The sequence below is a fragment of the Micromonospora sp. CNZ322 genome (genome assembly GCF_007827755.1).
This window is the reverse complement of record NZ_VITD01000009.1, coordinates 85,261-108,620: the sequence shown is the minus strand read 5'-3', so window position 1 is coordinate 108,620 and position 23,360 is coordinate 85,261. Positions and strand designations below refer to the sequence as shown.

Annotated in this window: 19 protein-coding genes; 5 read left to right on the top strand and 14 right to left on the bottom strand. The window is 68.3% G+C overall.

What is annotated here, in order from left to right; genetic code table 11:
- Positions 1 to 145: 145 nt before the first annotated feature.
- From FB453_RS21640 to msrB, 4 genes are all read right to left on the bottom strand, one after another.
- Entirely contained in the window at positions 146 to 574 is a 429-nt protein-coding gene (locus FB453_RS21640; protein ID WP_145792857.1) for an OsmC family protein, read from the bottom strand.
- Positions 575 to 1,109: 535 nt separating this feature from the next.
- Positions 1,110 to 1,766, bottom strand: a complete 657-nt coding sequence (locus FB453_RS21635) for a TetR/AcrR family transcriptional regulator (protein ID WP_145792855.1) — start codon at positions 1,764 to 1,766, stop codon at positions 1,110 to 1,112.
- Positions 1,767 to 2,088: 322 nt separating this feature from the next.
- Entirely contained in the window at positions 2,089 to 2,595 is a 507-nt protein-coding gene (gene msrA / locus FB453_RS21630; RefSeq protein WP_145792853.1) for a peptide-methionine (S)-S-oxide reductase MsrA, read from the bottom strand.
- Complete coding sequence (gene msrB, locus FB453_RS21625) at positions 2,592 to 3,083, bottom strand: peptide-methionine (R)-S-oxide reductase MsrB (protein ID WP_222431378.1); 492 nt, start codon at positions 3,081 to 3,083, stop codon at positions 2,592 to 2,594. The genes msrA and msrB overlap by 4 nt, the downstream gene beginning before the upstream one ends.
- A gap of 489 nt (positions 3,084 to 3,572) precedes the next feature.
- Between msrB and FB453_RS21620 the strand changes: the two genes are divergently transcribed.
- Positions 3,573 to 4,490, top strand: coding sequence for an NADP-dependent oxidoreductase (locus FB453_RS21620; RefSeq protein WP_145792849.1), 918 nt, complete (start codon positions 3,573 to 3,575; stop codon positions 4,488 to 4,490).
- Positions 4,491 to 4,664: 174 nt separating this feature from the next.
- On the opposite strand, the gene FB453_RS21615 is transcribed toward FB453_RS21620, so the two are convergent.
- The 7 genes from FB453_RS21615 to FB453_RS21590 form a co-directional block, all read right to left on the bottom strand.
- Complete coding sequence (locus FB453_RS21615; protein WP_186718426.1) at positions 4,665 to 5,072, bottom strand: GNAT family N-acetyltransferase; 408 nt, start codon at positions 5,070 to 5,072, stop codon at positions 4,665 to 4,667.
- Positions 5,073 to 5,122: 50 nt separating this feature from the next.
- The gene (locus FB453_RS21610) at positions 5,123 to 5,422 is read right to left on the bottom strand and encodes a DUF6510 family protein (RefSeq protein ID WP_112583220.1); all 300 of its coding nucleotides are present in this window, start codon (positions 5,420 to 5,422) and stop codon (positions 5,123 to 5,125) included.
- On the bottom strand, positions 5,419 to 6,159 hold the full coding sequence (locus FB453_RS21605; RefSeq protein ID WP_145792845.1) for an FAD-binding oxidoreductase: 741 nt from the start codon (positions 6,157 to 6,159) through the stop codon (positions 5,419 to 5,421). The genes FB453_RS21610 and FB453_RS21605 overlap by 4 nt, the downstream gene beginning before the upstream one ends.
- Positions 6,129 to 6,725 (bottom strand): molybdopterin-dependent oxidoreductase, encoded by a 597-nt coding sequence (locus tag FB453_RS21600; protein ID WP_112583222.1) that lies wholly within the window; start codon positions 6,723 to 6,725, stop codon positions 6,129 to 6,131. Before FB453_RS21600 ends, FB453_RS21605 begins: the two co-directional genes overlap by 31 nt.
- Before the next feature lie 262 nt (positions 6,726 to 6,987).
- Complete coding sequence (locus FB453_RS21595) at positions 6,988 to 13,176, bottom strand: S8 family serine peptidase (protein ID WP_145792842.1); 6,189 nt, start codon at positions 13,174 to 13,176, stop codon at positions 6,988 to 6,990.
- Positions 13,177 to 13,190: 14 nt separating this feature from the next.
- On the bottom strand, positions 13,191 to 13,343 hold the full coding sequence (locus FB453_RS34310; protein ID WP_186718424.1) for a hypothetical protein: 153 nt from the start codon (positions 13,341 to 13,343) through the stop codon (positions 13,191 to 13,193).
- An 80-nt stretch (positions 13,344 to 13,423) separates the two neighbouring features.
- On the bottom strand, positions 13,424 to 16,378 hold the full coding sequence (locus FB453_RS21590; protein WP_145792840.1) for a LuxR family transcriptional regulator: 2,955 nt from the start codon (positions 16,376 to 16,378) through the stop codon (positions 13,424 to 13,426).
- Positions 16,379 to 16,712: 334 nt separating this feature from the next.
- Here FB453_RS21590 and FB453_RS21585 point away from each other — a divergent pair, with 334 nt between their 5' ends.
- The gene (locus FB453_RS21585; protein WP_145792837.1) at positions 16,713 to 17,723 is read left to right on the top strand and encodes a mechanosensitive ion channel domain-containing protein; all 1,011 of its coding nucleotides are present in this window, start codon (positions 16,713 to 16,715) and stop codon (positions 17,721 to 17,723) included.
- 22 nt (positions 17,724 to 17,745) lie between these two features.
- Here the strand turns inward: FB453_RS21585 and FB453_RS21580 are convergent, their stop codons facing one another.
- On the bottom strand, positions 17,746 to 18,873 hold the full coding sequence (locus FB453_RS21580) for a hypothetical protein (RefSeq protein WP_145792835.1): 1,128 nt from the start codon (positions 18,871 to 18,873) through the stop codon (positions 17,746 to 17,748).
- 434 nt (positions 18,874 to 19,307) lie between these two features.
- Between FB453_RS21580 and FB453_RS21575 the strand changes: the two genes are divergently transcribed.
- Both FB453_RS21575 and FB453_RS21570 read left to right on the top strand, forming a co-directional pair.
- A complete protein-coding gene (locus tag FB453_RS21575; protein WP_145793096.1) occupies positions 19,308 to 19,769 on the top strand; it encodes a hypothetical protein in 462 nt (153 codons plus the stop codon).
- Between the two features lie 268 nt (positions 19,770 to 20,037).
- Entirely contained in the window at positions 20,038 to 20,307 is a 270-nt protein-coding gene (locus tag FB453_RS21570; RefSeq protein WP_145792833.1) for a hypothetical protein, read from the top strand.
- 137 nt (positions 20,308 to 20,444) lie between these two features.
- Here the strand turns inward: FB453_RS21570 and FB453_RS21565 are convergent, their stop codons facing one another.
- Positions 20,445 to 21,206 (bottom strand): AraC family transcriptional regulator, encoded by a 762-nt coding sequence (locus FB453_RS21565; protein WP_222431377.1) that lies wholly within the window; start codon positions 21,204 to 21,206, stop codon positions 20,445 to 20,447.
- 118 nt (positions 21,207 to 21,324) lie between these two features.
- On the opposite strand from FB453_RS21565, the gene FB453_RS21560 reads away from it, so the two are divergent.
- Positions 21,325 to 21,741: a cupin domain-containing protein gene (locus tag FB453_RS21560; RefSeq protein ID WP_145792829.1), complete on the top strand. Its 417-nt coding sequence runs from the start codon at positions 21,325 to 21,327 to the stop codon at positions 21,739 to 21,741.
- A gap of 188 nt (positions 21,742 to 21,929) precedes the next feature.
- Here the strand turns inward: FB453_RS21560 and FB453_RS21555 are convergent, their stop codons facing one another.
- Entirely contained in the window at positions 21,930 to 23,270 is a 1,341-nt protein-coding gene (locus FB453_RS21555) for a carbohydrate-binding protein (protein ID WP_145792827.1), read from the bottom strand.
- Positions 23,271 to 23,360: the final 90 nt, after the last annotated feature.

Sequence of the window (23,360 nt, the reverse complement as noted above, 5' to 3'; positions counted from 1 at the left end):
CTCAGCAGCACCAGGCGTCCGGTTCGGTACTGATCGCGCCGCCCCAGCGGGCGCGGTCGACGGAAACACCGTCGCCGCTGGGGCGCAATGGCAACCGTCTGCTGCACGGCCGTGATCGCCGAGCAGCAGACGGTCTGTTCTGTTCTCAGCGCGGCCCGACGAACGCGGTCCGCACGCTCCATGCGAACTGAATCAGCAGGGTCACCGGTGACCTCTCGGCAATGTCGTGCATCACCTTCAGGTCGTCAGGGTCGGGCTCCTCGCTGAGCGTGATCGTGCGCTGCAGGTAGCGCTCTGCGCCTTCCTGCTCGGGTTCGTGGTAGTCGATCTCGACGGTGATGTCGCCGGCTGTGTCGTACTTGTAGTCGACGTACTGCCGCAGCGTCTGAGCAGTGCACGACGCGAGCGCCATCAACAGGTACTCCGTCGGCGTCGGGCCGTCACCGAGTGCGCCGCTGTGCGGTTCATCGGCGATGAACGTGAAGCCGCGGGTCGTCATGTCCGTGCGCCGGCGCTCAGTGGCCGGAAGGACAACTCGGGCCGATGCGACGACATGATCCTGATCGGTTTTCATCAGCCGCGCCTTCCTGTGGATCCAGTGGTGAGGGTCCAGGGACACGGACCCAGCAACAGCCGAGACGCAGTCCGAGCGGAGGCTGTGGCCGGGCGCATCACCCTGGGCCGGTACCTCCGCAGGCTAGCCCCTGTGGACTGAATAGTCCAAATGACTGTTCGCTGGCCGAACCCTGCGCCTTGGTGATCCTGGACGGTGTGATGGCGCAGACTGCACCGAGGGGCGACTAGGTCCAACACTCCCGGACTGGGCCCGATCGGATCCAAGCCGTAAAATGGACCGAAGGGTCCCTTTCGCTGGCGCGTCGGCCCGGGAAGTCGATGCGGATGTAGCAGCGTTGCTCGAACAGTTGGGCGTCGACGTGTCGGCACTGGTGCGCGTGCCACGTAGGGGGTAGGCGGGCGACGGCGGGACATCGGATCGTGGTTCGACGGCGGCCTCAATGGGGCGCCTCGCTCTCACGACCTCGCTCTCATCGACCTCCGGGCTGCTCGGCACCCGCAGTGAGCAGCCTGATCACAACTAATGGGCCCAATCAGCGGGTCGGCTCACCGGACGGCTGCGTGAGGAACGATTTGATATGTTCCAGCGCCATGTCCAGAGCGACTTCCATGGGTGCGATGTCGTGCGAGGCGTTCGCCAGCAGGTAGCCGCCCTGCAATGCGGCCATCAAGCCCGTGGCCAACTTCTCCGGGTCGGCGTCATGGCGCAACAGACCGCTGTCCTGCATCCGGTGCAGGCCATCACTGATCAGCTCTTCCCATGCCGCGAACGTCTCCGACAGAGACGATCGAGCCTGCTCATCTTGATCGGACAGCTCGAGAGCCATCGACCCGAGGCCGCACCCGTATTTGCCGTTGTTCAGCGAGTTGGCCTGGACCAGGGCGTTGCGCCACCGGACCAGCCCTGAGAATGATCTCAGTCGTTCGAGCCCTGCACGCTCACGCTGAAGCACAAGCGCGCCTCGATATTTGACCAAGGCGCGCACAAGTTCCTGCTTGTCGGCGAAGTGGTGGTAGAGCTGAGACTTGCTCGTCTGGCTTGCCTCGCGGATGTCGTCAAGGGTCGTCGCGTTCACTCCGCGCACGAGCATCAGCCGGTTCGCGGCCTCGAGGATCCGTTCTCGCGTCGCGATGCCCCGTTGACTGATCCTCCGCCTATTCGTCGGCGCAGCCACCTGCTCGTCGCTCATCTGTCAAGTGTATCCAGCGCGCCAGATAATCTAGGGAAAATAGGACCTTGGAGTCCATCCGATGTCATGTCGCATTCACGCGGCGGTGAAGGGCGGGCCTGGCACCGTTGGCTCGATGAGCGGGGCCGACATGCTAGATCATCGTCAGCGGGAGTTGTATTGGACTATTCGGTCCTATTTCCAGGAAGTTTCGCTGTTGCTGGCCACGCGCCGTGAGTGGGTCTCTGGCGAAAGCCCGCACCCATCCGGTTGGACTCCTTGTCCGGGCCGACCGCCTCGGCCCGGACCGGCGCGCGGACCCGGGGTCCGCGCGCCGGAGGTGTCAGGCCGTCGCCCGCTTCGGAAGCTTCCATCCGGGGCGGGGGAAGTGGCAGGTGTATCCGTTGGGGTAGGTCTGTAGGTAGTTCTGGTGCTCAGGCTCGGCTTCCCAGAAGTCGCCTGCTGCGGTGACCTCGGTGACGACCTTGCCGGGCCACAGACCCGAGGCGTCGACGTCGGCGATGGTGTCCTCCGCGACCCGCTTCTGCTCATCGCTGGTGTAGAAGATCGCCGAGCGGTAGCTGATGCCGATGTCGTTACCCTGGCGGTTCTTTGTCGAAGGGTCGTGGATCTGGAAGAAGAACTCGAGCAGCGCGCGGAAGTCGGTCCTGTCGGTGTCGTAGACGACCTCGATGGACTCCGCGTGGGTGCCGTGGTTGCGGTAGGTGGCGTTCGGGACGTCGCCGCCGCTGTAGCCGACGCGCGTGGACACGATGCCGGGCTCGCGGCGGAACAACTCCTCCATGCCCCAGAAGCAGCCGCCGGCGAGGATTGCCTTTTCGGTGTTCACGTCGTCTCCTTGTGTGTCGTCGTGCCGGTGTTGGTGGCACTCGTGAACAGGGTGCGGTATTCGCCGTACCCTGCGTCCTGCAGGTCGTCGAGGTGGATGAACCGCAGCGATGCCGAGTTGATGCAGTAGCGCAGTCCACCCTTTTCGGGCGGGCCGTCGTTGAAGACGTGACCCAGGTGGCTGTCTCCGTGCAGCGAGCGGCCCTCAGTCCGGATCATTCCGTGGCTGGAGTCTTCGCGCTCGACGACGTTCGGCTTGGCGATCGGCTTGGTGAAGCTCGGCCAGCCGGAGTTGCTGTCGTACTTGTCGACCGATGCGAACAATGGCTCGCCGGACACCACATCGACGTAGATGCCGGGCTCGTGATTGTCCCAGTAGGCATTGGTGAACGGTCGCTCGGTGCCGTCCTGCTGGGTCACGCGGTACTGCTCCGGGTTGAGCCCCGAAACGGCCTCCGGGTTCTTGCGGTACTGGGTCTGCTGGGCCACAGCTCTCCCCTCACGGCCTTGCGACGCACGGCTGCGGAGCCAGGTGGAGTGCGTGCACCTGGACGCGTAAGTACAGACACTCTCTGGGGCGGTGGTATTCCCGCAGCCCCCACGTTCCCTGGACCTCTCGGTCCGAAATGTGGGTTCGGCAGGCGCTAGGCCGTCCGTATACATGGGGCTTGAGCTGGTGCTTCTCGTCCTAACATCAACAACCACGTGACCCAGTAGTGGACTTGACAGACCAGTTTTGCCGCCACTAGGTTCGGGACGTCCGACGGGGGGCCTCCGGGTAGCGGCGAGCTGCCCGACTTGCCCGCCGACGTCGGGTTCGGCAGACATCCCCGCCACTTACGGCGAATCCTCGCGCCCCAACCGCGCCCGATCACCCTGGCGTGGTGCGGCGCCGAGGCGTGGCGCCGTCATTGCTGGGAAACGGAATGGTGCTCCTCGTGGCAGTGCAGACGGGGGCTGGATGCAAGGAGGTACCTGATGAAGGCGATTGTGGTGACGGACGAGGCTGCGGGAACGGCCGGGATGACGCTGGCGGAGCGGCCTGAGCCCGAACCGGCCCTCAACGACGTCGTCGTTCAGGTTCATGCGTCGGGGTTCGTCCCGACCGAGTTGGCATGGCCCTCGACCTGGACCGATCGCCTCGGCCGTGACCGGACTCCGTCGATTCCCGGGCACGAACTGGCCGGAGTGGTCAGCGCTCTCGGGTATGGCACGACGGGACTGTCGGTGGGACAGCGGGTGTTCGGCCTGACGGACTGGACCCGCGACGGCACTCTGGCGGAGTATGTGGCCGTCGAGGCGCGTAACCTCGCGCCGCTGCCCGGCGACGTCAACTTCACGGTGGGCGCGAGCCTGCCGATCTCCGGCCTGACCGCCTGGCAGGGATTATTCGAGCACGGCCGCCTTCAGGCGGGGCAGAGCGTCCTCGTGCACGGTGCGGCCGGCGCGGTCGGTTCGATGGTGACGCAGCTCGCACGTGAGTTCGGCGCCTATGTCATCGGCACCGGGCGCGCTGCCGACCGTGAAGGGGCGCTCGACTTCGGCGCACACGAGTTCGTCGACCTCGGCAACGAGGCATTGGAAGACGTCGGCGGAGTCGATCTGGTTTTCGACGTCATCGGCGGTGACATCGGGAAGCGGTCGGCAGGCCTGATTCGAGCCGGAGGAACACTGGTCTCCGTTGTCGGGCCGACCGAGGCGCGGCCCGCAGACGGCCTGGCGATCGACTTCGTCGTGACGCCTGATCGTGGACAACTGGGGGAAATCGTCCGGCGGGTACGGGACGGGCGAGTGCGGACGAACATCGGCAATGTCGCGGACCTCGACGACGCCGTTGCCGCTCTCAACCCGACCGAGCGGGTCACCGGGAAGACGATCATCCGCGCTCACTCGTAAGAATCCGAGGACAGCGAGCGGAGCTGCGGACGTGCCCACGCGTTCGCAGCCCGCGGCCGCCGGGGAAGCCGGGCGCACCCTCGGCGGGAAGCGCGATTCATGCGATGTCCGCCGGCCGTTGGACACCTGAGCCTCTCCGGCGGCCGGCCTGCGTTCAGGCCCGACGACCCGTGTTCAATGCCCCTTGGCTGGGTCCGGCCGAGGGGATGCCAGGTCCAGCACGTCGGCGTACTCCGGATGAGCACTGACGAATGCTGCCGCGAACGGACACGTCAAGGTAGCGGTCTTCCCTTGCATGCGCAGCTCGTCGAGGACGCCACCGATGAGCCTGCTCGCTACTCCCTTCCCCCGGAACTCGGGGAACACGGATGTCGCCGACAGGATGACGCGGCTTCCGACCATGCTGTAGACCAACCCTGCGGCTGTCCGGCCCCCTATCGCAGCCTCGTAGATGCCGCTCGCGGTGTTGTTGGTGATGACGAGGTCTTCCGCGCCGGCCGGGGTGGCTACCGACAGGTTCGAGCCACCAGAGTCCTGCTCGGCGCTGGTCAGCGTGATCGTCTCTCCGGTGTTGTTCGCCAATTTTTCCTCCTTATTATCACTCCGCCCCGATTGTGCGGATTCCTTGGTGTTCAGGTAATCGGCACCGGAATGCTGACGACGAGGGACCCGCGCAGGTCGACCAGGGCCCGATCAGCCGTGCGCACCAGGCGCATGACAACGTCCTCGCAGCCGGGACATCGGGCGACGAGGCCCGGCGCTCGGTCGAACACGCGCATCGCGGCCAGCGGACGCGTCATCCGGCAGCCGGCGCAGGTGAGCTCGGCAACGGTGAGGTCAGTCCCCATGATCTCACCGAGCGGTCCGGCGAGGGCATTACCGTCCACCCAGGGTGGATCGTCTGCTCCGACGTTGGTGGTCGGCACGGTCATCCTCCGGTGGGTCCGAAACGCTCGGTGCGGATGTTCGCGGGGTTGTGGCCGATTTCGACGAGAAGGTCGGCCACGGTTTCGACGAATCCGGTGGGCCCGCAGACGAACGCGACAACGTCGGCATCGCGGGGCCAGGCCACGCGGGCAAGGATGTCCGCGTCCAGTCGTCGAGGTGGGGTCGGCCAGCCGTGGGGTGCGACCCTGGTATAGACGTGGGTGACGGCGACAGGAGTATTGCCTGTGGCCTGTGCAGTCGCAAGATCCGCCGTGAACAGCGCATCCGACGGGGAGCGGGTCGAGTAGAGCAGCCTGGTGGGATTCGTCGCCGCACGCACCATCGACATCAGGGGCGCCACGCCGGAGCCGCCGCCGATCAGCAACGCCGGGCGCGGGTCGGAGGGTCGGCGTACGAACCAGCCCCCGAGCGGCCCTCGGATCTCGAGGCGGTCACCCGGCTCCGCAACCTCGACGAGGTGTGGCGACACCTCGCCGTCGATCACCGCCTGGACGGTCACCTCGAGTCGGTCGGGCCCCGGGGCGGACGAGATCGAGTAGCTGCGGTGCGCCATGTAGCCGTCGGGAGCCGTCAACCGGACGTCGACGTGCTGGCCCGGCACGTGACCTGTCCAGCCGTCGACGTCGAGGACCAGGGTCCGCGCCGTCGCAGTCTCCGCGCGGGTGGCGGCGACGGTCGCCGGCTGCCAGGTCAGTCCTCCAGGTACCGCTGCTCGCGCCATGGGTCACCGTCGTTGTGGTAGCCGGCCGTCTCCCAGAACCCGGGCTCGTCGTCGAGACGCAGTTCCAGAGCGCGCAGCCATTTCGCGCTCTTCCAGAAGTACAGGTGAGGAACGAGGAGGCGAGCCGGCCCGCCGTGCACAGGAGCAAGCGGCGCGCCGTCAAACTCGTACGCCACCCAGGCCTGGCCGTCGAGAAGGCCCTCGAGCGGGATGTTCGTGGTGTAGCCGCCGTAGGAGTGGGCGACCACGTACTCGGCCGCAGTGTCGACGTCTGCCAGCAGCGTGTCCACGGAGACGCCTCGCCAGCTCGTGCCGAACTTCGACCAGCGCGTGACGCAATGGATGTCCACAGTCGGCTCGTCGGCAGGAAGGGCGGTGAACTCCGCCCATGACCACGTGCTCCGCTCGCCGGTCTCGGTGACGACGGCGAGCTCCCACTCGTCGAGGCCGATGCGCGGTGTCGGTCCCGCCGACAGTACCGGGAAGTCGTCGGTGCGGTACTGGCCAGGCGGGAGGTCGGCGTCGTCGCGTCTGCGGCCACCGAAACCGCGTGTGATCACTGCCATGCGCCCCGCCCTGAGTTGAGGGCGCGTGGCCGCACTCTGGCGTAAATCAACTGGACCATATCGTCCAGGTTACGCTGATGTGGCGGCTGCCGGCAAACCTCGCTCGCTATCGGTGGCGTAAGCCTCAGTGCTCTTGGCGTAGGTGCCAGGAGTGGCCTTCAGCGGCGTGTCAGTCGACGGTTGCGGGCGTCGTGGTCAGAGCCTCCCCGGCGATCCTTTCCGAGGAGGCTCTGACCACTGTTGGCGGACAGGTCTGGCTACCTCAGAGGCGCGGGTCCTGCTGGACCTTCAGGGCGTTGAGAATCGGGTCGCTCTCGCCCTTCTCGCGGAGAAGCTCGACCTTCAGATCGCCACCGGTGTGCTCGACGGTGACCGCGTTCATGTCCGCGGTCAGCGCACCCACCTTCGCCTGCACGTCGTGGTCGTAGAGCACGACCTTGCCGTCGACCAGCACATCGAAGGCACGCTTGCCGACCTTGACCTTCTCGATCTCGGCGAAGTCGAGGCCGATCCGGTACTTACCGGCGGGGGCGTTCTTGAACACGTAGCTGAACGTCTCGCCGGTCCGCTGGGTGCGGAACAGCGCGTCGGCCTCGGTGCCGGCGATGTCGGCAGTGGTGGCGCGCGTCTTGCCGCCGACGTAGCCCCACGGCCGCGAGCCGAGCTGCTGGTCGGGCGACCAGACGAAGCCGTCGGCACCGACGTGTCCGGATCCGCCCACGTCGACACCCTTCCAGTAGGCCGAGGTCGCCAGGCGGACCGGCTTGAGCTGGGCTTCGCCCTTGCCGGCGTTCGACGTCACCAGCACGTCTCCGACGAGCACGCCGGGCTGGACCCCGGCGTTGTCGGCCGTCGCCGTGACCGTGGTGGATTCGCCGGCCGCGAGCGTGACCGTGCCGGTCGCGGCCGGGCCCGTGAGGGTCAGCCAGGCAAGGTCGGCAGCCTCGTGCCCACCGTCGCTGGTGCGCTTCTGCTCGCTGATCCGCACCTCAAGCGGGGCGGAGCCGCTGTTGGTCACTGTCACGTCGGCCGTCGCCTTCTGGGTCTTGTCGAGGAGCCAGTCGAAGTCACCTCCGGTGACGGTGGCGACGCCGGTCGTCAACGCCGTGTCGACCACCTCGGCCTGATCCTTCTTGGCGATGGTCACCGGGTGGCTGGCGGTGATGTAGTTCGGCGCCTCGACCTGCACGGTGTTCTCGCCGACCAGCGCCTGAGCCTTCCACCGGCCCTTTGCGTCGGTGGTGATGACCCGTTCACCGGCTGGCCCCTTGAGCGTGACGATCGCGCCCTCGATCGGCTTGCCGTCGTTCTTGTCGGTGACCGTACCCTCGATCGTGCCCGCGGCCGGGAGGGTGTACTCCAACCCCAGACCGGCCCTCAGGACGGGCTGGTCGAAGGAGTACTGGCTCGCGGGGTTGCGCGTCAGACTCTCCACGCCGACCGTCGCCGACGACCCGCGGGTGAGGGGGTTGTCGCCGCCGACGCCGTCGCCGTACCCGATCTGGATCCGTCCGTCCGCGATCAGGGTGACCGAAAAACTCACCCGAGCCGCCCGGTCACTGTAGAAGGCGACGTTGCGCCATTCGATGACCTGCGCCGCCAGCCCGTCCACCTCGGTCGTGCCGAAGTAGATGCCCGCCTCGTCGTCGACGATGAGGTCGTCCCAGAGCGGGTAGATCGCGTCGATCGGGTACGGCGACGGCAGCGCCGTGTTGCTCCCCTGCGTGCTGGCGCGGTCGAAGGTCAGCGCGCCGTTCGTCGTCACACACACGCCGTCCCAGGCCGTGTCGTAGAACGGAGCCAGGAAGCTGGAGTCGAACCACAGCACGCCGCAGAGGTCGTCGCCGTGCCATCCGGACTCCTGCGTGCCCTGGCGGTAGAGGCCGTCGGTCACCTTCATCGAGTACGAGCGACCGGCGGGGGCCACCGGCACGGGGCCCGGCTCCGGCTGCTCGGGCTGGGGCTCGGGCTCCGCCGTGTCTGCCCGCGGGTCGAGCGTCACCCGCAACGCGGCGATGGTCGGGGGCTTCAGGCCCTTCGAGCCCCGTAGCTCCACGGTCAGCGGACCGCCCTCGTGCTTCACCACGGCGGTGCGCCAGTCGGTGGCGTTCGGCCCCACGGCCGCGGCCGGGTCGTACGCGTACTCCGTCAGCGTTCCGTCCACGAGGACGTCGAACACCCGCTTGCCCTTGGCCACCTTCTCGATCTCGGCGAACCCGAAATCGATCGCGTAGGTGCCCTTGGGCGCGTCGGGGAAGCGGTAGAACAACTGCTTGTCCGGCGTGGTGCGCTGCGACTGGAACAGGGTGTCGTCCGTCGTGCCGGCGATCCCGGCCTTCGTGGAGGCGTCCTTGGTCTTCCCCTCGTAACCCCACGTCGTTTTGCTGGCGGCCTGGTCGGCGGACCAGGTGTAGCCGGAGCCGTCGGTGAACCTGGGGCCGCCGGCGTTGACGCCGACCTGGTACTTCGTGGTCGTGAGCGTCACCGGGACGTAGGTCTTGGACTGGCGTCCGGAGTCGGACCTCACCACGATGTTCGCGCCGAGGGCCCCTGGCCTGGTGCCCTTCGAGGAGATCGAGACCTTGACGGTCGTGGACTGACCCGGGGCGAGGGTGCCGCCGGTCGAGGAGAGCGACAGCCACGGCAGGTCGGTGAGCAGGTCGTCCTCGACGTCGACCAGCACGACGTCGTCGGCGACCTGGTCCGCCGCCCACAGCGCACCGGTCGAGTCGGTCTCGAGGCCGCCGCCCTGGCCCGCCTTCTGGCCCGGGAACCACCACGCGTTCACCAGTGAGCAGTCGTCGGGGTCGACCTGCAGCAGGCGTGTGGGCCGGTTCGAGGTGAGGTCGGTGTACCAGATGGTGTCGGACGCCTGGTTGTAGGCCAGGCCCATCACCTCGGGCAGCGGCGGGGCGCAGAAGGACAGCAGCGCACCCGGGTTGTCGTGCGACGTCCCGGCGACGGTGCCGATCATGCCGTTCGCCCGGCCGCCGACGTAGAACACGTCCTCGGTGGGGTTGTAGGCGAGGCCGGTCAGCTGCAGCGTGGACCAGTCACCCTTGATCTGCCGGGTCTCCTTCCCGGTCTGCCGGTCGAAGCAGTGGATGAAGCTGGCCGGGCTGTCCTCCATCTGGCACATGTCACCGGTCTTGGTGTCGAGCGCCATGTCGAACGCCCGGTACGCGGGGTTCCACGACGCGTCGAAGACCTTCCCGGTCGGCTTGCCCGTCACCGTCCAGGCGGTGTTGGTCCGCGCGTTGTAGTCGTGGACCCAGACGTCGCCGTCGTACCCGACGCCGGACGGTTCCTTCTCCGCGATCGTGCCCGGGATGGCGATCCGGGTGATGACGTCACCGCCGGAGGTCGCGCCGACCTTGCCAGCCGCCTGTGCTTCCGCGGCCGGTGCCGTCGCGGCCTTGCCGTCGACGTTCGACGGCTTCATGCCGCTCGCACCGGCCTTCCAGGCGGTGAGGTCGATCGTGCTGGCCGCACCCGTCCCGGTGCGCGCGGTGGCGCCGGCGGCGTCAAGCTCGGGGTGGCGCGCGGCCTCGCCCAGGTTGTACGTGAGCGGGGCGGAACCGTTGTTGGTCAGCGTCAGCGTGCCCGCGCCGTTCTGGTCGGTACCCAACAGCGCGTCGAGGCCGTCGGCCTTCAGGCCGGCGGCACCCGTGGTCAGCCGCGCGTCGATCTTGGCACTGGCGTAGAGCTTGTCCAGGGAGAAGGGGTACGCCGCGGTCGTGTAGTTCGGCGCGTCGACAGTCATGGTGTAGTCGCCGACCGGAAGCTGGCGATGCACCATGCCCGTCCCGTTGGTCGTGACGGTCTCGACGAGGCCCAGCTTGTCCGTGAACGAGACCTTGGCCCCGGCCACCGGCAGCCCGTCGTTCTGGTCGACGACTGTCGCGTCCAGGTACCCGAAGTCAGGCATGTCGTAGGTGACGATCATCCCGTCGCGCAGCACCGGGGCGCTGTCGGAGAACCGGATGCCGTCGACACCGGCCCAGCCCTGAATGCCCGTGGTGGCGTGCACGCCGGCGGTCACCGGGTCGTCGGACCCGACGCCGTCGCCGTACCCGAAGATCACCGTGCCGGAGCGGGTGAGGGTGGCCGAGAAGCTGACCGGCTCCGTGTACTCCGACCGGATCGGATAGGCCCAGAGCTTGGCCCTGCGGTACTCGACGACGAACGCATCCTCGCCGTTGACCTTGGTGGCTGCCGTGAAGACACCCCCGCCGGGGGCGAACTCGACGGGACTCTGGACGTAGAACGGGAAGATGCCTGCGCCGCCGCTGCCGGGGCCGGTGCTGGTGTCCGGGGAGATCACGCCACGCAGGCCGACACCGAGGGTGTCGTGGCTGCCGTTGTAGAGCGCGATCGGGAACGGCAGCTTCACCGTCGCCCACACCCCACTGGTGAACGCGACAGGGTCGGTGCCGCGCAGGTACGCGCCGTCCGAGACGGCGCAGCTGTAGCCGCCCTTGTCGACGACGAGCCCGACGGGGACCTCCCGCGACTCGTTCTGCGCGCCCACGGTCAGCGGGACGGACGTGGGGGAGAAGCAGGCGTTGGGCTTGACGCCCAGCGTGTACCCGCCCTCCGGGACAGCGGTGATCGTGAACGCGCCGTTGGCATCCGTGCGTACCGGCTTCAGCGGCGTGTCCCTGACGGAGACGTCGGCGTTCGGGACGGGCCGCTTCTTGTCATCGACGACCCTGCCACTGATGTCGTGCCGCACGGCGGCCGTGAGTGGCAGCTTGACCGAGGTGTCCTGGCCGAGGGTGATCGTGACGTTGGCGGTCGCGGTCAGGTAGCCGAAGACCTTGGTGCTGAGCTGGTAGGCGCCGACCGGAAGGTTCGTCGTGAACCGGCCGTCCTTGTCGGTTCCGATCGACCGGCTGAACGGTCCGCTGATCGTCACCTCGGCAGCGGGGACCGGCGCACCGTTGGCGGTGACGACACCGGTGAGGGTGCCGCCCTGTCGGGGCGCGAGCTCGAGCAGGCGGACGAGGTCGAGCCGGCCCTCGCCGTACTTGTTGTTGACCTCGGCGGTGCCTCCGCACTCGGTGTCGTCGACGTCCACGGCCGACTCGGCGAGCAGGCGGCGGGTTGCCTCGACCTGCCCGATGAGGGTCGGGTCGTAGCTCCACAGCGCCGCGACGGCACCGGCGACGTGGGGTGCCGCCATCGAGGTGCCGGACATCTCGGTGTAGCTGTTGTTCGGATAGGACGAACGAACGGCGTCGCCCGGAGCGGAGATCTCGGGCTTGATCCGGCCACCTTCACCCTCGCCCTTGCGGGAGAACAACGCGAGGGTGCCGTCCGATGAGTACGCGCCGACGGAGTAGGCGCTCTCGGCGGAGCCGGGCGAGGAGACGGTGTCGCAGGCCGCGTACGGCGTGGTGTTGCCCGATGACCAGACGCTGAAGATGCCCGCGGCGCTCCAGGCCTCGTCGATGGCCTGGAAGAAGTCGTCGAAGCTGTGCTCGACGGTCTGGCCCCACGAGTTGTTGATGACGTGGGGGCGCTTGGACGGGTCAGGGTTGTTCCCCTGGACGTCGGTCGGGGCGAGCAGCCACCAGCCGGACCGCAGCAGTGACTCGACGCCGGTGCTGTAGCAGCAGCCGTTGGTCGCGATCCACTGCGCGTCCGGGGCGACGCCGACGTGGTTGGTGCCGTCGTCGCCGACCATGGTGCCCATGGTGTGCGTGCCGTGTCCGTTGTCGTCGCACGGTGTGCCCGTGCACGTGCCCCGGGCGGCCATCCAGTTGTAGTTGTGGTCGACGGTGCCGTCCGGCTTCGTGCCCCGATACTGGTGAGCCAGGGCGGGGTGGTCGAACTGAACGCCCGAGTCGAGGTTGGACACGGTGATGCCCGCACCGGTGGCGCCCATGGCCCACGCCTGCGGAGCGTGGATGGCGTCCAGACCCCACGAGACGGTGCCCGCCTCGGCGGCGGCCTTCGGGGCGGTGGGGCGGGCAGCCCGGTCAGTGGGGATCTTCTCCTCCACGGGCTCGACCAGCGCGACCTGCGGCGTCGCGTGGATCTCGGCGACCTGCACCTTGGAGGCCACGTTGAGGGCGAGCTTCTCGGTGCCCCCCTTGACGAGCACGGCGTTGGCGATCGGGTAGGAGGTGTACTTGACGCCCGCCCGGTCGAGGTCGGTGGAGACGGATGCCAGGGAGTCCTTCGTCGCTGCGGTCAGCGCGTCGTAGACGAACTGACCACGAGCGGTCCAATCGGTGATCTTCTTCGCTGGCCCGAGGTCGGCAGTGGTCTCGAACGTGATCCAGAAGTCGGAAGCCGGAGACGTTCGGAAGCGGTCCTTCAGGCTTGAGGCGATCTTGTTGGCGGCGGCGCCGGGATCCGGCTCAGCAGCAGACGCCGGTGGAGCCTGGAGCATGCTCAGGCCGACCGCTGCGGCGAGCGAAGCCGCGAGGGCTTTGAGTCTCATGAGAGTCCTTTGACCTACAGGGGTTGGTAGGGGTCGTGGTTCTTGTGGTCGTAGGCACCGTCAACGTCACGGGCATCGGGGCCGCTGACGTCCGGCTCGCAGGGCAGCTCGGGTGGTGGCGGGTGCTCGATGGCGGCGTCGTCACCCGCGACAGGTCGCTCAGGCATGCATTGCCCGACGGCTATGAATCATGGAGTCATGCTCGGCGGGACGGGTGACCGTCGCTATCCAGCGGATACGTCAATTTTCACGACGCGTCGTGGAGGGAGTCCTCTTCAGCGAACACTCCGGCCTCCACTGCCTTCACCGCGAGCGCGGTCCGGGAGCTGACCTTCAACTTGCGCATCGCGGCACGAAGCTGCTGATCCACTGTGGCCGGGGACTTGGCCAGGATCCGGCTGATCTCCCGGTTCGTCTTGCCGGCGACGACCAGTTGGACCACGTCGAGCTCGCGAGGGGAGAGCTGGTCGCCGTACCCGCGTCGGCCGCCGCGCCACAGTCGCGGGACGTCAGCGCCCTGTTCGCGAAGCCGCTGTGCGACCCGGTCCGCATCGCCGCGCGCCCCGAGCCTGAACAGCTGCTCGTACTGTGCCGCCAGCAGCTCTCGGCCCTGCTCGATCTGGCCCTGCGCGATGAGCGCCTCGGCTTGACGCTCGCGGGCGAGCATGGCGTCGTAGGGGCGCGGCAACGCGCTCCAGGCGCGGGCCGCCCGACCATATGCCGTAGCCGCGCGGACGTGGTCTCCGGCTGCGGCGAGCAGCAGGGCACGGCAGACGGTGAGCGCGGCGCGAGGCGCAGGCGCCGTACGGCCACGCAGTCCTCTGGCGAACTGGTCGCCCAGACGGGTCGCGGCCTCCAGATCCCCCGCGGCGAGGTGCGCCTCGATCCGGGCGGGAACGAGGTCCGTCGCCCAGACCCAGATGCCTTTCCTCCGGACGGTGTCCATCGGCTCATTCGTGATCTGCAGTGCACGGCCGCTGTTTCCGTCCGTCAGCCACAGTCTGGCCAACGCGGCGGCTGCCTCCATCGTGTCGTCAGCTGCGCCGAGACGGGCAGACTCCTCGAGGACCAGCCGGAACTGTTCCTCCGCCGCGCGCCGCCGACCGGCTGCGGCGGCCAGCCGCGCAGCGAGGCGAATGCTGCCGAGGTAGTGCGCCGGCCGGTCCCGGTCGGCATCGGCGAGTGCCGTGCTTCGCTCCGCGAGGCCCTCCCACCGGCCGGTGAGCCACGCCAGGTTGGCCTGTTCGAGTCCGACGTTGTGGTGCAACCGGGACGCCTGCTCGGCCTCGGCAAGGCGCATGGCCACGGCTAGGTGTTCCTCCGCGTCGGCGTACCGACCCCAGATCAGTGCGCCGGTCCCGACGTTTGCGTGGATGCGGGCCACGTCGAGACGCTCCGCCGGCGTCGCGCCGTCGATGGGGAGGTCGGCGACGACGTCCCACGCCTCCTCTTCGCCGAGCATGAGCAACGCCGCGGCCCGGTTGCCGGCCAGGTTCAGTCGCTCCGCGGGAGAATCGAAGTCGGCTGTGAGTTCAGCGGCGCGATCCAGCCAACGTCGATGGGTCGACGCCGGCCACGGTCCCGCATAGGCCCAGCCAAGGTAGGTCATTGCCCGAGCCGCCTCGACCGGGTCATGGTCGAGGTTGGCCACCGCCTGCTCCAGCTCGCTGAGTGCGGCCTGCGCCTCACCCCCGGTGATCAGGAGCCGACCCAGGGGGTTGCGGATCTCGGCCTGCTGGCGGGCGGAGAGACCGGGGGTCTCCAGCACCGAGCGCAAGGTACGAATCACGCGGTGGTAGACCTCGTCGACCGGTTCACGACGGCCCAGTGCGGCGACTCCGGCGATGCGCGCGACCCGTGCCCGGTCCACCGGCGCCAGCACGGCCCACGTCAACAGGTCGACCAGCAGATCGACGGCCTTGGTGTGGTCGCCCGAGGCCATGGCCAGCTCGGCACTCTGCTCGGCGTACCGTGCCCAGGACCGCGTCTCGCCCGCCTCGCGGAAGTGGTGGGCAAGCTGTGCCACCGGCGGCGGATGGATGTGCTCCACGGCCCGGCCGGCCCGCAGGTGGAAGTGCCTGCGGTCGGTCAACGGGATCGCTTCGTAGACAGCCGTGGCGGCCAGCACATGACGGAATCGCCACCGGCCGCGGTCGTCTCCGTCCAGGACACCGGCGCCGGCCGCCTCCGCGACAGCGCCTCGGCACGCGGCTGGTGACAGACCGGCGGTCATTGCGATCGTTTCCAACGATGACCGCTCAGCCAACGTCGCCGCGGCCCGCAACACCTGCTGCGCCGTCGGCGACAGACGGCCCACCCGCTCTCGGGTGGAGTCGCGCACCGTTGGCGGCACCTGCAGCTCGCGTAACTTCAGCCGGACCCACTGTCCGTCGCGGAAGACGAGGTCGGCGCGGTCGCACATGAGGCGAACCGACTCCTCCACGGCCAGCGGAACGCCGCCGGTCCGCTCGTGCATGAACGTCGTGAACTCCTGGGATATCGGGTTGCCGTCCAACATCGAGGACACCAGCGCTGCCGTGTCGTCGGGTCGCATGGGTGCCAGGGCGATCCTCAGCTGGGTCACGCCAGCAGGCAACCGGGACGTCAGCCGCAGCAACAGTGAACCGTCGTCCACCTCCTCGGGCCGATAGGAGATCACGAGGCTGGGACCGTGCGACTGCTGTCGGGAGGTGACGAACAGCAGGAACTCCAGGGTCACCTCGTCGGCCCAATGAGCGTCCTCGAGCACGAGAACGTCGACACGCAGAGCCCGCAGCAGCTCCTCCAGGGCGCGGAACAGGCGATGCCGCGCCGCCTTCGCATCGTCCAGGGGCTGCAATGCGGGCGGCAGGTCCGTGGACCACTCGGGGAACAGGGGCCGTAACGCACCCGCAAGCTCGGTGAGCCGCAATCGCGACACCGGACGGTCGATCCCACGGAACGCGTCGACGATCGGCCCCAACGTCAGCGACTCGCGAAGCGGTGGGCACACCGATACCAAGGCAGTCTGCTGGTCCGGTGCGGCCAGCCACTCTCGCAGCAGTCGGCTCTTTCCGATCCCCGCCTCGCCCTCGACCAGCACGATCGCCGGTGGCCGGGCCAGGGCGCCCCGAAGCGCCGCCAGCTCCCGATCACGACCCACGAAATGCGGAGTGGAGACGGTCGGTGAGGTCCCGTCGTCCTCGGGCGAGGGGTCGAGCATGCGTGATGATCTCGCTTTTCGCTGCTCGGACACAAGTACCCTCGCGTCACGGGATCCTTCTCGCAGCACGGCCGACCCCGATCGGCGAGGGGGCTGCTGCAATAGTCTTCGCCGCAGGGCGTTGCGCCTGGACCAGTTCTATGACCACGCCGTACGAGTGCAGGGTCCTCGGTACTGCTCCAGGAAAGTGACCGTCGGGCGACTGACGCAGCTGTGGTCAACGGTTGTTCGCCGATGTTGGCTGCCTGCCACTGGACGGGGTGGCACCCTGAGCACGTGAACTGGGCAGTGAGCCGGGGGAAGCTGGCATCGGGATTACGGTGAACGGCCTCTGATGCGTACCGCGTTGATCGTAGTAGCCGCGCTGGCGACGGCGGTGGTCGTGGACCTGATCTCTGGCATGGTCGTCCGCCGGGTAGCCCGTGGCCGTTACCAGTGGCTGGCGGAGCCCCTGCGGCACGCCTGCCGCCGCCCGGCGGCGGCGCTGCTGCTGGTCGGGGCGCTGTACTACGTGCTGCCGTTGGGGCCGGCCGGGTGGCAACGTCATCTGCGGCACGTCGTCCTGGTGGCTCTGGTGGTGTCCGGGGCATGGTTAGTGATCAAGGCGTTGCACGTCGCCGAGGCGGTCGTGTTCAGTCGACTGCCGGGCGACGCGGTCGCCAGCCGGCGGGTCCGGCGGGCCCGGACGCAGATTCGCCCCGTGCGGCGGCTCACCGTCGCCGTGGTCACGATCGTCGCGATCGGCCTGATCCTGATCACCTTCCGGCCGGTACGCCTCTTCGGCGTCTCCGTGTTGACGTCGGCGGGGGTGGTCGGCGCGTTGATCGGCCTGTCGGCCCGCACCGCGCTCGGCAACGCGTTCGCCGGTGTCCAGGTCGCGTTCGCCGACGGCCTGCACGTCGGCGACGTGCTGGTGGTGGACGGCGAATGGGGCCGAGTTGAGGAGGTGAAGCTGACCAACGTGGTGATCCGGCTCTGGGACGAGCGGATGCTCATCCTGCCGACCACGTACTTCACCGAGCGGCCGTTTCAGAACTGGACCCGGAACGAATCCAGAATTGTCGGCAAGATCCAAATCCATGTCGACCACACCGCCGACCTGGACGACCTACGCCGGGAAGCGCGCCGGCTGGTCGAGTCCTCACCGCTGTGGGATCGCGACCAGTGGGTGCTCCAGATGGTCGACTCCACCCCCCAGACAGCGGTCATCCAGGTGCAGGCCTCGGCCGCCGACCCCGCCAGCGCCTGGGACCTGCGCTGCGACCTGCGCGAGGGACTGGTTCGCTACCTTCGCGACCGCCATCCCCAGTGGCTGCCCCGCACCCGCAGTCAGTATCAGCCTTGAATGGGCAGGCCCGGCGGCCCGCTTACCTCCCGCTGTGGGACTGCCCGCTCTTCTCGTCCCGCCAACCATCGGGTTGGGGATGATAGCCGTAAGCGGCAGCCCGAACCGTCTCCTCGTTTTCCAACCCAGAGCCGATCGCGCCGCCGACGGTGGCCAGCGAGCTGGTGATCCAGGCGAGCGTCAGATAGTCGGTGAGGTGGACTGGCCGCTGCAAGGTCTGCTCCAACACTGATGTGTCAATCAGCAGCGCCGCGACGAGCACCGTTCCCACGAACAACACCACGTAGGACAGCACCGTGGCCAGAGTGAGGGTGAGGATCGTACCCAGGTTGAACAGCCGTGCCAGCTCATTCGGCGTCTCGCGGCCTGGTTTCTCCCACAGGTCGTGCGCGACGATCAACCAGGCCACCAACGCTGTCAGCCCGAGCAGCATGATCACGGTGAGTCGGAGTCCGTCGAGCGCATCGCCCATCTGCCAGATGGTGTCCGTGGTGAGCGCGAACGCGGCCGTGCCGAACGCGCCGACCAGCAGCTTCGACAGGCCCAGCAGTGCCCGCCCCGGACGGTTGGCTCGAACCATGCCGATCAACAGCCGTAACCGGCCGATGAGCCGCGAGGCGACGTAGCGCCGCTCACCGGTGCCGGCCTCACTGACCACCCGGTGGACGGCGCGAACCCGGCTTGTCATCTCGGCCGGTGCCCAGCCGGCCGGTGGCACCCGCTGGTCGGAAGCCTCGGTCAGCAGCCGGCTCACCAGATCCGGAACGGCCGCGCGGGCCGCTCGCAGCTGGTGCAGTCCCAGCGCGGGCAGGGACACCACAGCGACTCGACGCCGAGCGGAGGTCTGCGCGACCAGCGGCACCCGCTCGGCATGCAGCGGCAGGTCGGTCAGGCAGATTGCGACGTCCCAGTGGTCGTCGGCGCGCCGTCGGGCGAGATCATCGAGTAGTGCCTCAACGCCGCCGTCGCGGCGCGGCGCCACTTCGCCCCAACCTTCCCGGACGATCCACCGCACGTCGGCGTTCACCCGCTCGGCGAGCCCGCTGGTCAGCTCGGCGGTGAGCCGCTCGGCCACCCGGGCCGGCTGGTCCGGCGGGGTTGCCACCAGTCCGACGACGACCTCCGGGCGGTCCTGTTCACTCTGCGTCATCGGTGCTCCTCACCGGTAGCCAGGCTCGGCCGCTGACGGCGAACAAACAGGGGCCTCAGGCACCGTCGGGGCAGTTCCCCGTGTCGACTGAGGTAGCGGTACTGCCAGGCTGCCGAGAGGAGCACCCCGACCAGCCTGTACAGCGCCGCAGCGACGCATTCGTCGAACCGGGCGCCCCGCCCACGCAGCCTAAGAGACCACCCCGATCGGTGCAGCGGATTCAGTGGAAGGTGTTCTTGTGGCTCGCCCCAGATGGGGCGAGCCCGGTGCGCCGACAGCGGCGTTGAACTCTGGGTAGGGATGCGCAGGCCCTCAACGTGATCGCCGACATCACCCCGCCCGCACCGACGGATCGACCGACAAGACGTAGCTGGTGTTGGGGCAGAATGAGATCCATGTCCTCGTCGCGAGATGAAGCTGTGCGGGAGCAGCCGTTGACCGCCGACGTGACGCTCGCCCGTGTCAACCGAGGTGTGCAGCTGCATCATGGTCAGGGCCAGCGTGGGGCTGCCCGTGACTTCTTCACGCAGATCTGGGACGAGATCGGCGGGGAACGAGGCGATCCCTTGCACGTTTGCGTTCTCGCGCACTCGATGGCCGACGTGCAGGACGACGTCGAGCAGGAGTTGATCTGGGATCAACGCGCGCTGGCGGCGGCCGACCTGCTCACCGATGCCCGACTGGCGCAGGCTGGGGTGCCGATGTCGGTGGCAGCTCTGTATCCGTCGTTGCACCTCAGCCTGGCCGAGTGCTACCGCCAGCTCGGCCAACTCGACAGTGCCCGCGAATACGTCCAGCGTGCACAGGCGGGGATCGGGGCGCTCGGCGATGACCAGTACGGGCAGCTGATCAAGGGCGGCCTGGATCGGCTGACTCAGCAGCTGACCTCCAGTTAGACGCGCGCCGCGATGGTCTGCCGGCAGCGGCGGCGTGACGGGGCAATGCCTGGATCGCGGACCGGACGAAGGACAGCGGCACACACCACTCGGTACGTCCAACAGAATGAACGCGAACCTGCGGCACGTCTCCAGCGGGCGTGTTCCCCTGGCCGCCCGGTACGCGACGGCGGGAACCACTGGGGGATACGGGCGAGGACGGAGCGGTGGGGGTGACTTTCGGAATCTGTGGGGAGCGGGCGGCACGGGGTACGCGGACAATGGGGGAATGAAGCGAGACGTGAGCCTGATGCGGTTGACCGGGGCGCGGGCCAACGGCGCGGTGGCGACGGGTGCGGCGGCTACCGGGGCGCGGGCTGCGGGGGCGGCCTCGCTCGGCGCCCTCGCCGTGGGGGCGCTGGCCATCGGGGCCGTGGCCGTCGGAGCGCTGGTCATCGGGCGGCTGGCGATCCGCCGGGCGGTCGTGCGGGAGCTGCGCGTCGGCCGGTTGGAAATCGACGAACTGGTGGTGCACAGCCGACCCACCGCTGAGGAATGACCTCCGGCGAACTCGGCCGCCGGAGGACTGGACCTCTGTCGTCGCCTTTCAGCCGGCCCGGTAGTGCGACCGCCATGTGGGCAGGTCCGCTACCAGACCCGGCGTACTCCCTTGGTCTTTCTTCATGAGCTTGCACGTCAGATGGACGAAGCGCGGCTACCGGTGACGGAGGCGTATCGGGCCGGGGTGGTGGAGGTGTGTCGGCGAAAGTGCCGGGTCAGGTGGGCCTGGTCGCAGAAGCCGACGGTGGTCGCCACTTCGGCCGGCGGGATGCCGGCGAGGAGTAGTTTGCGGGCGGTCTCGATCCGTCGACCGATGATGTATGCGTGCGGACTGATCCCGAAAGCCTGGCCGAAGCTGCGGACCAGGTGAGGTACCGACCGGTTCAGGAGGCGAGCGGCGGCGGCAAGGCTGACAGCCTCCACCGTGTGCTCGTCGAGCAGCGCCCTCAGCGCGCGGGCGGCCTGCGGCTCCGGACGTGTGGACGTGGAAGGGGCGGCGGCCAGGTGGTCGGTGAGCCGTTGCTCGATCATGGCCAGCCTGGCTTCGGCGTTCAGCGGGTCCTCGTCGGCGTCAAGGACCTCGTGGAGCCTGGCGAGGGCCCGACGCAGTGGCCCATCGCGGAAAGTGGTGTGGTCGACGGCGGAGCCGATCAGACTGGCGGGTAGGAAGGTCGGGTCGAGGTACAGGTTGCGTTTGCGGAAGCCGGGCGCGTTGGCGGCGGGGCGGCCGTCGTGGACCACTCCCGGTGGCAGGACAGCGACATAGTCGGCGCCGCTTACTGCGCAGTGACGGTTGTCGAGGTCGTAGCGTATGGCACCAGCGTCGAGGATCAGCACCGTCCAGGTGTCGTGGGCATGCAGCGGGTAGGCGTAGTCGACGATCTGGGCGTGAAACACCTCGCTGATCCCTGGGACTCGTGGCCGCCAGGCCCGGACTCGGCAACCGGCCGGTCGTGTGCCGTCGGCGTCAAGAACGTCCAAGACCGGCGCGGCGGCCGCGGTGGAGGCTCGGCTCATGTCGATCACTCCCGTCAACCTGGCCGTCGTGAACCTGTCCGAGGCGCTTGCGTCGTTCGGCGACATCTACAGCCCACGGATCGTGACCCGGATAAACGATTATGACGTTCGGATCGCCCACGCCCGGGGCGAGCACGTCTGGCACGTCCACGAGGACACCGACGAGTTCTTCCTGGTCCTGGACGGCCAGTTCAATGTCGCCTACCGCGACGCGGAGGGGCAGGAACACACCGTCGTCCTGTGCCAGGGCGATACGTTCGTGGTTCCCAAGGGCATCGAGCACAAGCCTTCCTCGCCGGGCGGCTCGATTCTGATGTTCGAGCCAACCGGGACCTCCACCACCGGCGATCGCCACGAGGGTGAGGTTCCTGATCATGTGGACAGCACTGCGGGGCATGCATTGGGCGACTCCTGAAAGGGTCTCTACCGGCGCCGAGCCGAGGCGAGAGCAGCAGCGACAGCACAGTCAGGGTGAGCGACGGCAGGAACCAACCGGTCGCGCGCAGCCCGTACTCGTAGTTACCGAGCGCGGTTCCGGTGCCGACCTCCCGAAAGGGAAGCGCCGGGCCTACCGGCTGGCGGTAGGCCCGGCGTCGTCACCCGTCAGCGGCCCTGCAGGCGCTTCACGTTGTCGCCGAAGGTCCAGCCCTTCGACCCGTCCCAGTTCGCCGACCAGGTCATCAGGCCTTTCAGGCCGGGCACGGAGTTCCAGGCCTGCGTGACCAGTGACGTCGACATGTAGCCGCCGCCCGCCCCGGTCTGCGCCGGCAGGCCCGGGACCTGCTTGTCGTACGGCACCCGGATGGTGGTGCCCTGAATGGTGAGCCCGTTGTTCAGGCACTGCGTCTGCACCGTGAAGCCCTGCACGGTGCCCGCCGGGTACGAGTCGCCGGCGCAGCCGTACATGCTGCCGTTGTAGTACTGCATGTTCAGCCACCAGAGCCGGCCGTTGTCCACGTACTTCTTGATGATCGGCAGGTACGAGCCCCAGATCGAGCCGTAGACCACGCTGCCGCCGGTGACGTAGGCCGTCTCGGGTGCCATGGTCAGGCCGAAGTTCGACGGCATCCGGGCCAACACGCCGTCGATGATCCGGATGAGGTTGGCCTGCGACGTGGACAGGGTGTTGATGTTGCCGCTGCCGGTCAGGCCGGTCTCGATGTCGATGTCGATGCCGTCGAAGTGGTACGCCGTCAGGATCGGCACGATCGTCGCGATGAACCGGTCGGCGACAGCGGCGGAACTCAGGTCGATGCCCGCCGCGGCTCCGCCGATTGACATCAGGATGGTGGCGCCGGCCGCTTTGGCCTGGCACATTTCGGCCGGGGTGGCCACCTTCACGCCGGCGTCCATGCCGTTCTCCCAGAGGACCGTGCCGTCCGAGCGGATGACCGGGAACGCCGCGTTGATCACGTTGTAGCCGTGCTGGTTGAGCCGGCTGTCGGTGATCGGGATCCAGCCGAGGCCGGGATGTACGCCGTTGGAGGCCCCGTCCCAGTTCTCCCAGTAGCCCTGCAACACCTTGCCGGTGGGCCGCGACTTCACGGCGCAGGTCCCACCGGTTGGCGGCGGCGTGGTGGGGGGAGGTGTGGTCGGTGGTGGCGTGGTGGGCGGCGGGGTTGTGGGTGGTGGTGTGGTGGGCGGCGGCGTGGTTCCCGAGCACGCGCCGAGGTCACGCCAGAGCGATGGGGTCGAGGCAGGGTTCCAGCCGGCGCCGGGGTGCGCGGTGTGGGTGACCAGTGCCTGGTAGAGCCGGCCGCTGTAGGTGACCTGGGCGCCCGCCTGGTAGGTGGGGCCCTCGGTCCAGGTGGGGGCGGTGCAGGCGACCATCGGGACGGCGTTGGCCGAGGGCACGGCCGCCATGCTGCTGGGGACGAAGGCGACGGCGGCCGTGACGGTCATCGCCGCCCCGGCTACCACTGCGAAAATCCGACGGCTTCTCATGGCTCACTCCCCAGGCTTCGGCGACCCGCGACCTCCACATATTGACGTTCGTGACGTTTAATATCAAGGGTTGTTTACAGATTCCGGGAA

Excerpts from the sequence above, each read along its gene's own strand:
- FB453_RS21640 (WP_145792857.1), bottom strand. The coding sequence starts at position 574 with ATGAAAACCGATCAGGATCATGTCGTCGCATCGGCCCGAGTTGTCCTT.
- FB453_RS21635 (WP_145792855.1), bottom strand. The coding sequence starts at position 1,766 with ATGAGCGACGAGCAGGTGGCTGCGCCGACGAATAGGCGGAGGATCAGT.
- FB453_RS21620 (WP_145792849.1), top strand. The coding sequence starts at position 3,573 with ATGAAGGCGATTGTGGTGACGGACGAGGCTGCGGGAACGGCCGGGATG.
- FB453_RS21610 (WP_112583220.1), bottom strand. The coding sequence starts at position 5,422 with ATGACCGTGCCGACCACCAACGTCGGAGCAGACGATCCACCCTGGGTG.
- FB453_RS21605 (WP_145792845.1), bottom strand. The coding sequence starts at position 6,159 with ATGGCGCGAGCAGCGGTACCTGGAGGACTGACCTGGCAGCCGGCGACC.
- FB453_RS21600 (WP_112583222.1), bottom strand. The coding sequence starts at position 6,725 with ATGGCAGTGATCACACGCGGTTTCGGTGGCCGCAGACGCGACGACGCC.
- FB453_RS21595 (WP_145792842.1), bottom strand. The coding sequence starts at position 13,176 with ATGAGACTCAAAGCCCTCGCGGCTTCGCTCGCCGCAGCGGTCGGCCTG.
- FB453_RS34310 (WP_186718424.1), bottom strand. The coding sequence starts at position 13,343 with ATGCCTGAGCGACCTGTCGCGGGTGACGACGCCGCCATCGAGCACCCG.
- FB453_RS21590 (WP_145792840.1), bottom strand. The coding sequence starts at position 16,378 with ATGCTCGACCCCTCGCCCGAGGACGACGGGACCTCACCGACCGTCTCC.
- FB453_RS21585 (WP_145792837.1), top strand. The coding sequence starts at position 16,713 with ATGCGTACCGCGTTGATCGTAGTAGCCGCGCTGGCGACGGCGGTGGTC.
- FB453_RS21580 (WP_145792835.1), bottom strand. The coding sequence starts at position 18,873 with ATGACGCAGAGTGAACAGGACCGCCCGGAGGTCGTCGTCGGACTGGTG.
- FB453_RS21570 (WP_145792833.1), top strand. The coding sequence starts at position 20,038 with ATGAAGCGAGACGTGAGCCTGATGCGGTTGACCGGGGCGCGGGCCAAC.
- FB453_RS21560 (WP_145792829.1), top strand. The coding sequence starts at position 21,325 with ATGTCGATCACTCCCGTCAACCTGGCCGTCGTGAACCTGTCCGAGGCG.
- FB453_RS21555 (WP_145792827.1), bottom strand. The coding sequence starts at position 23,270 with ATGAGAAGCCGTCGGATTTTCGCAGTGGTAGCCGGGGCGGCGATGACC.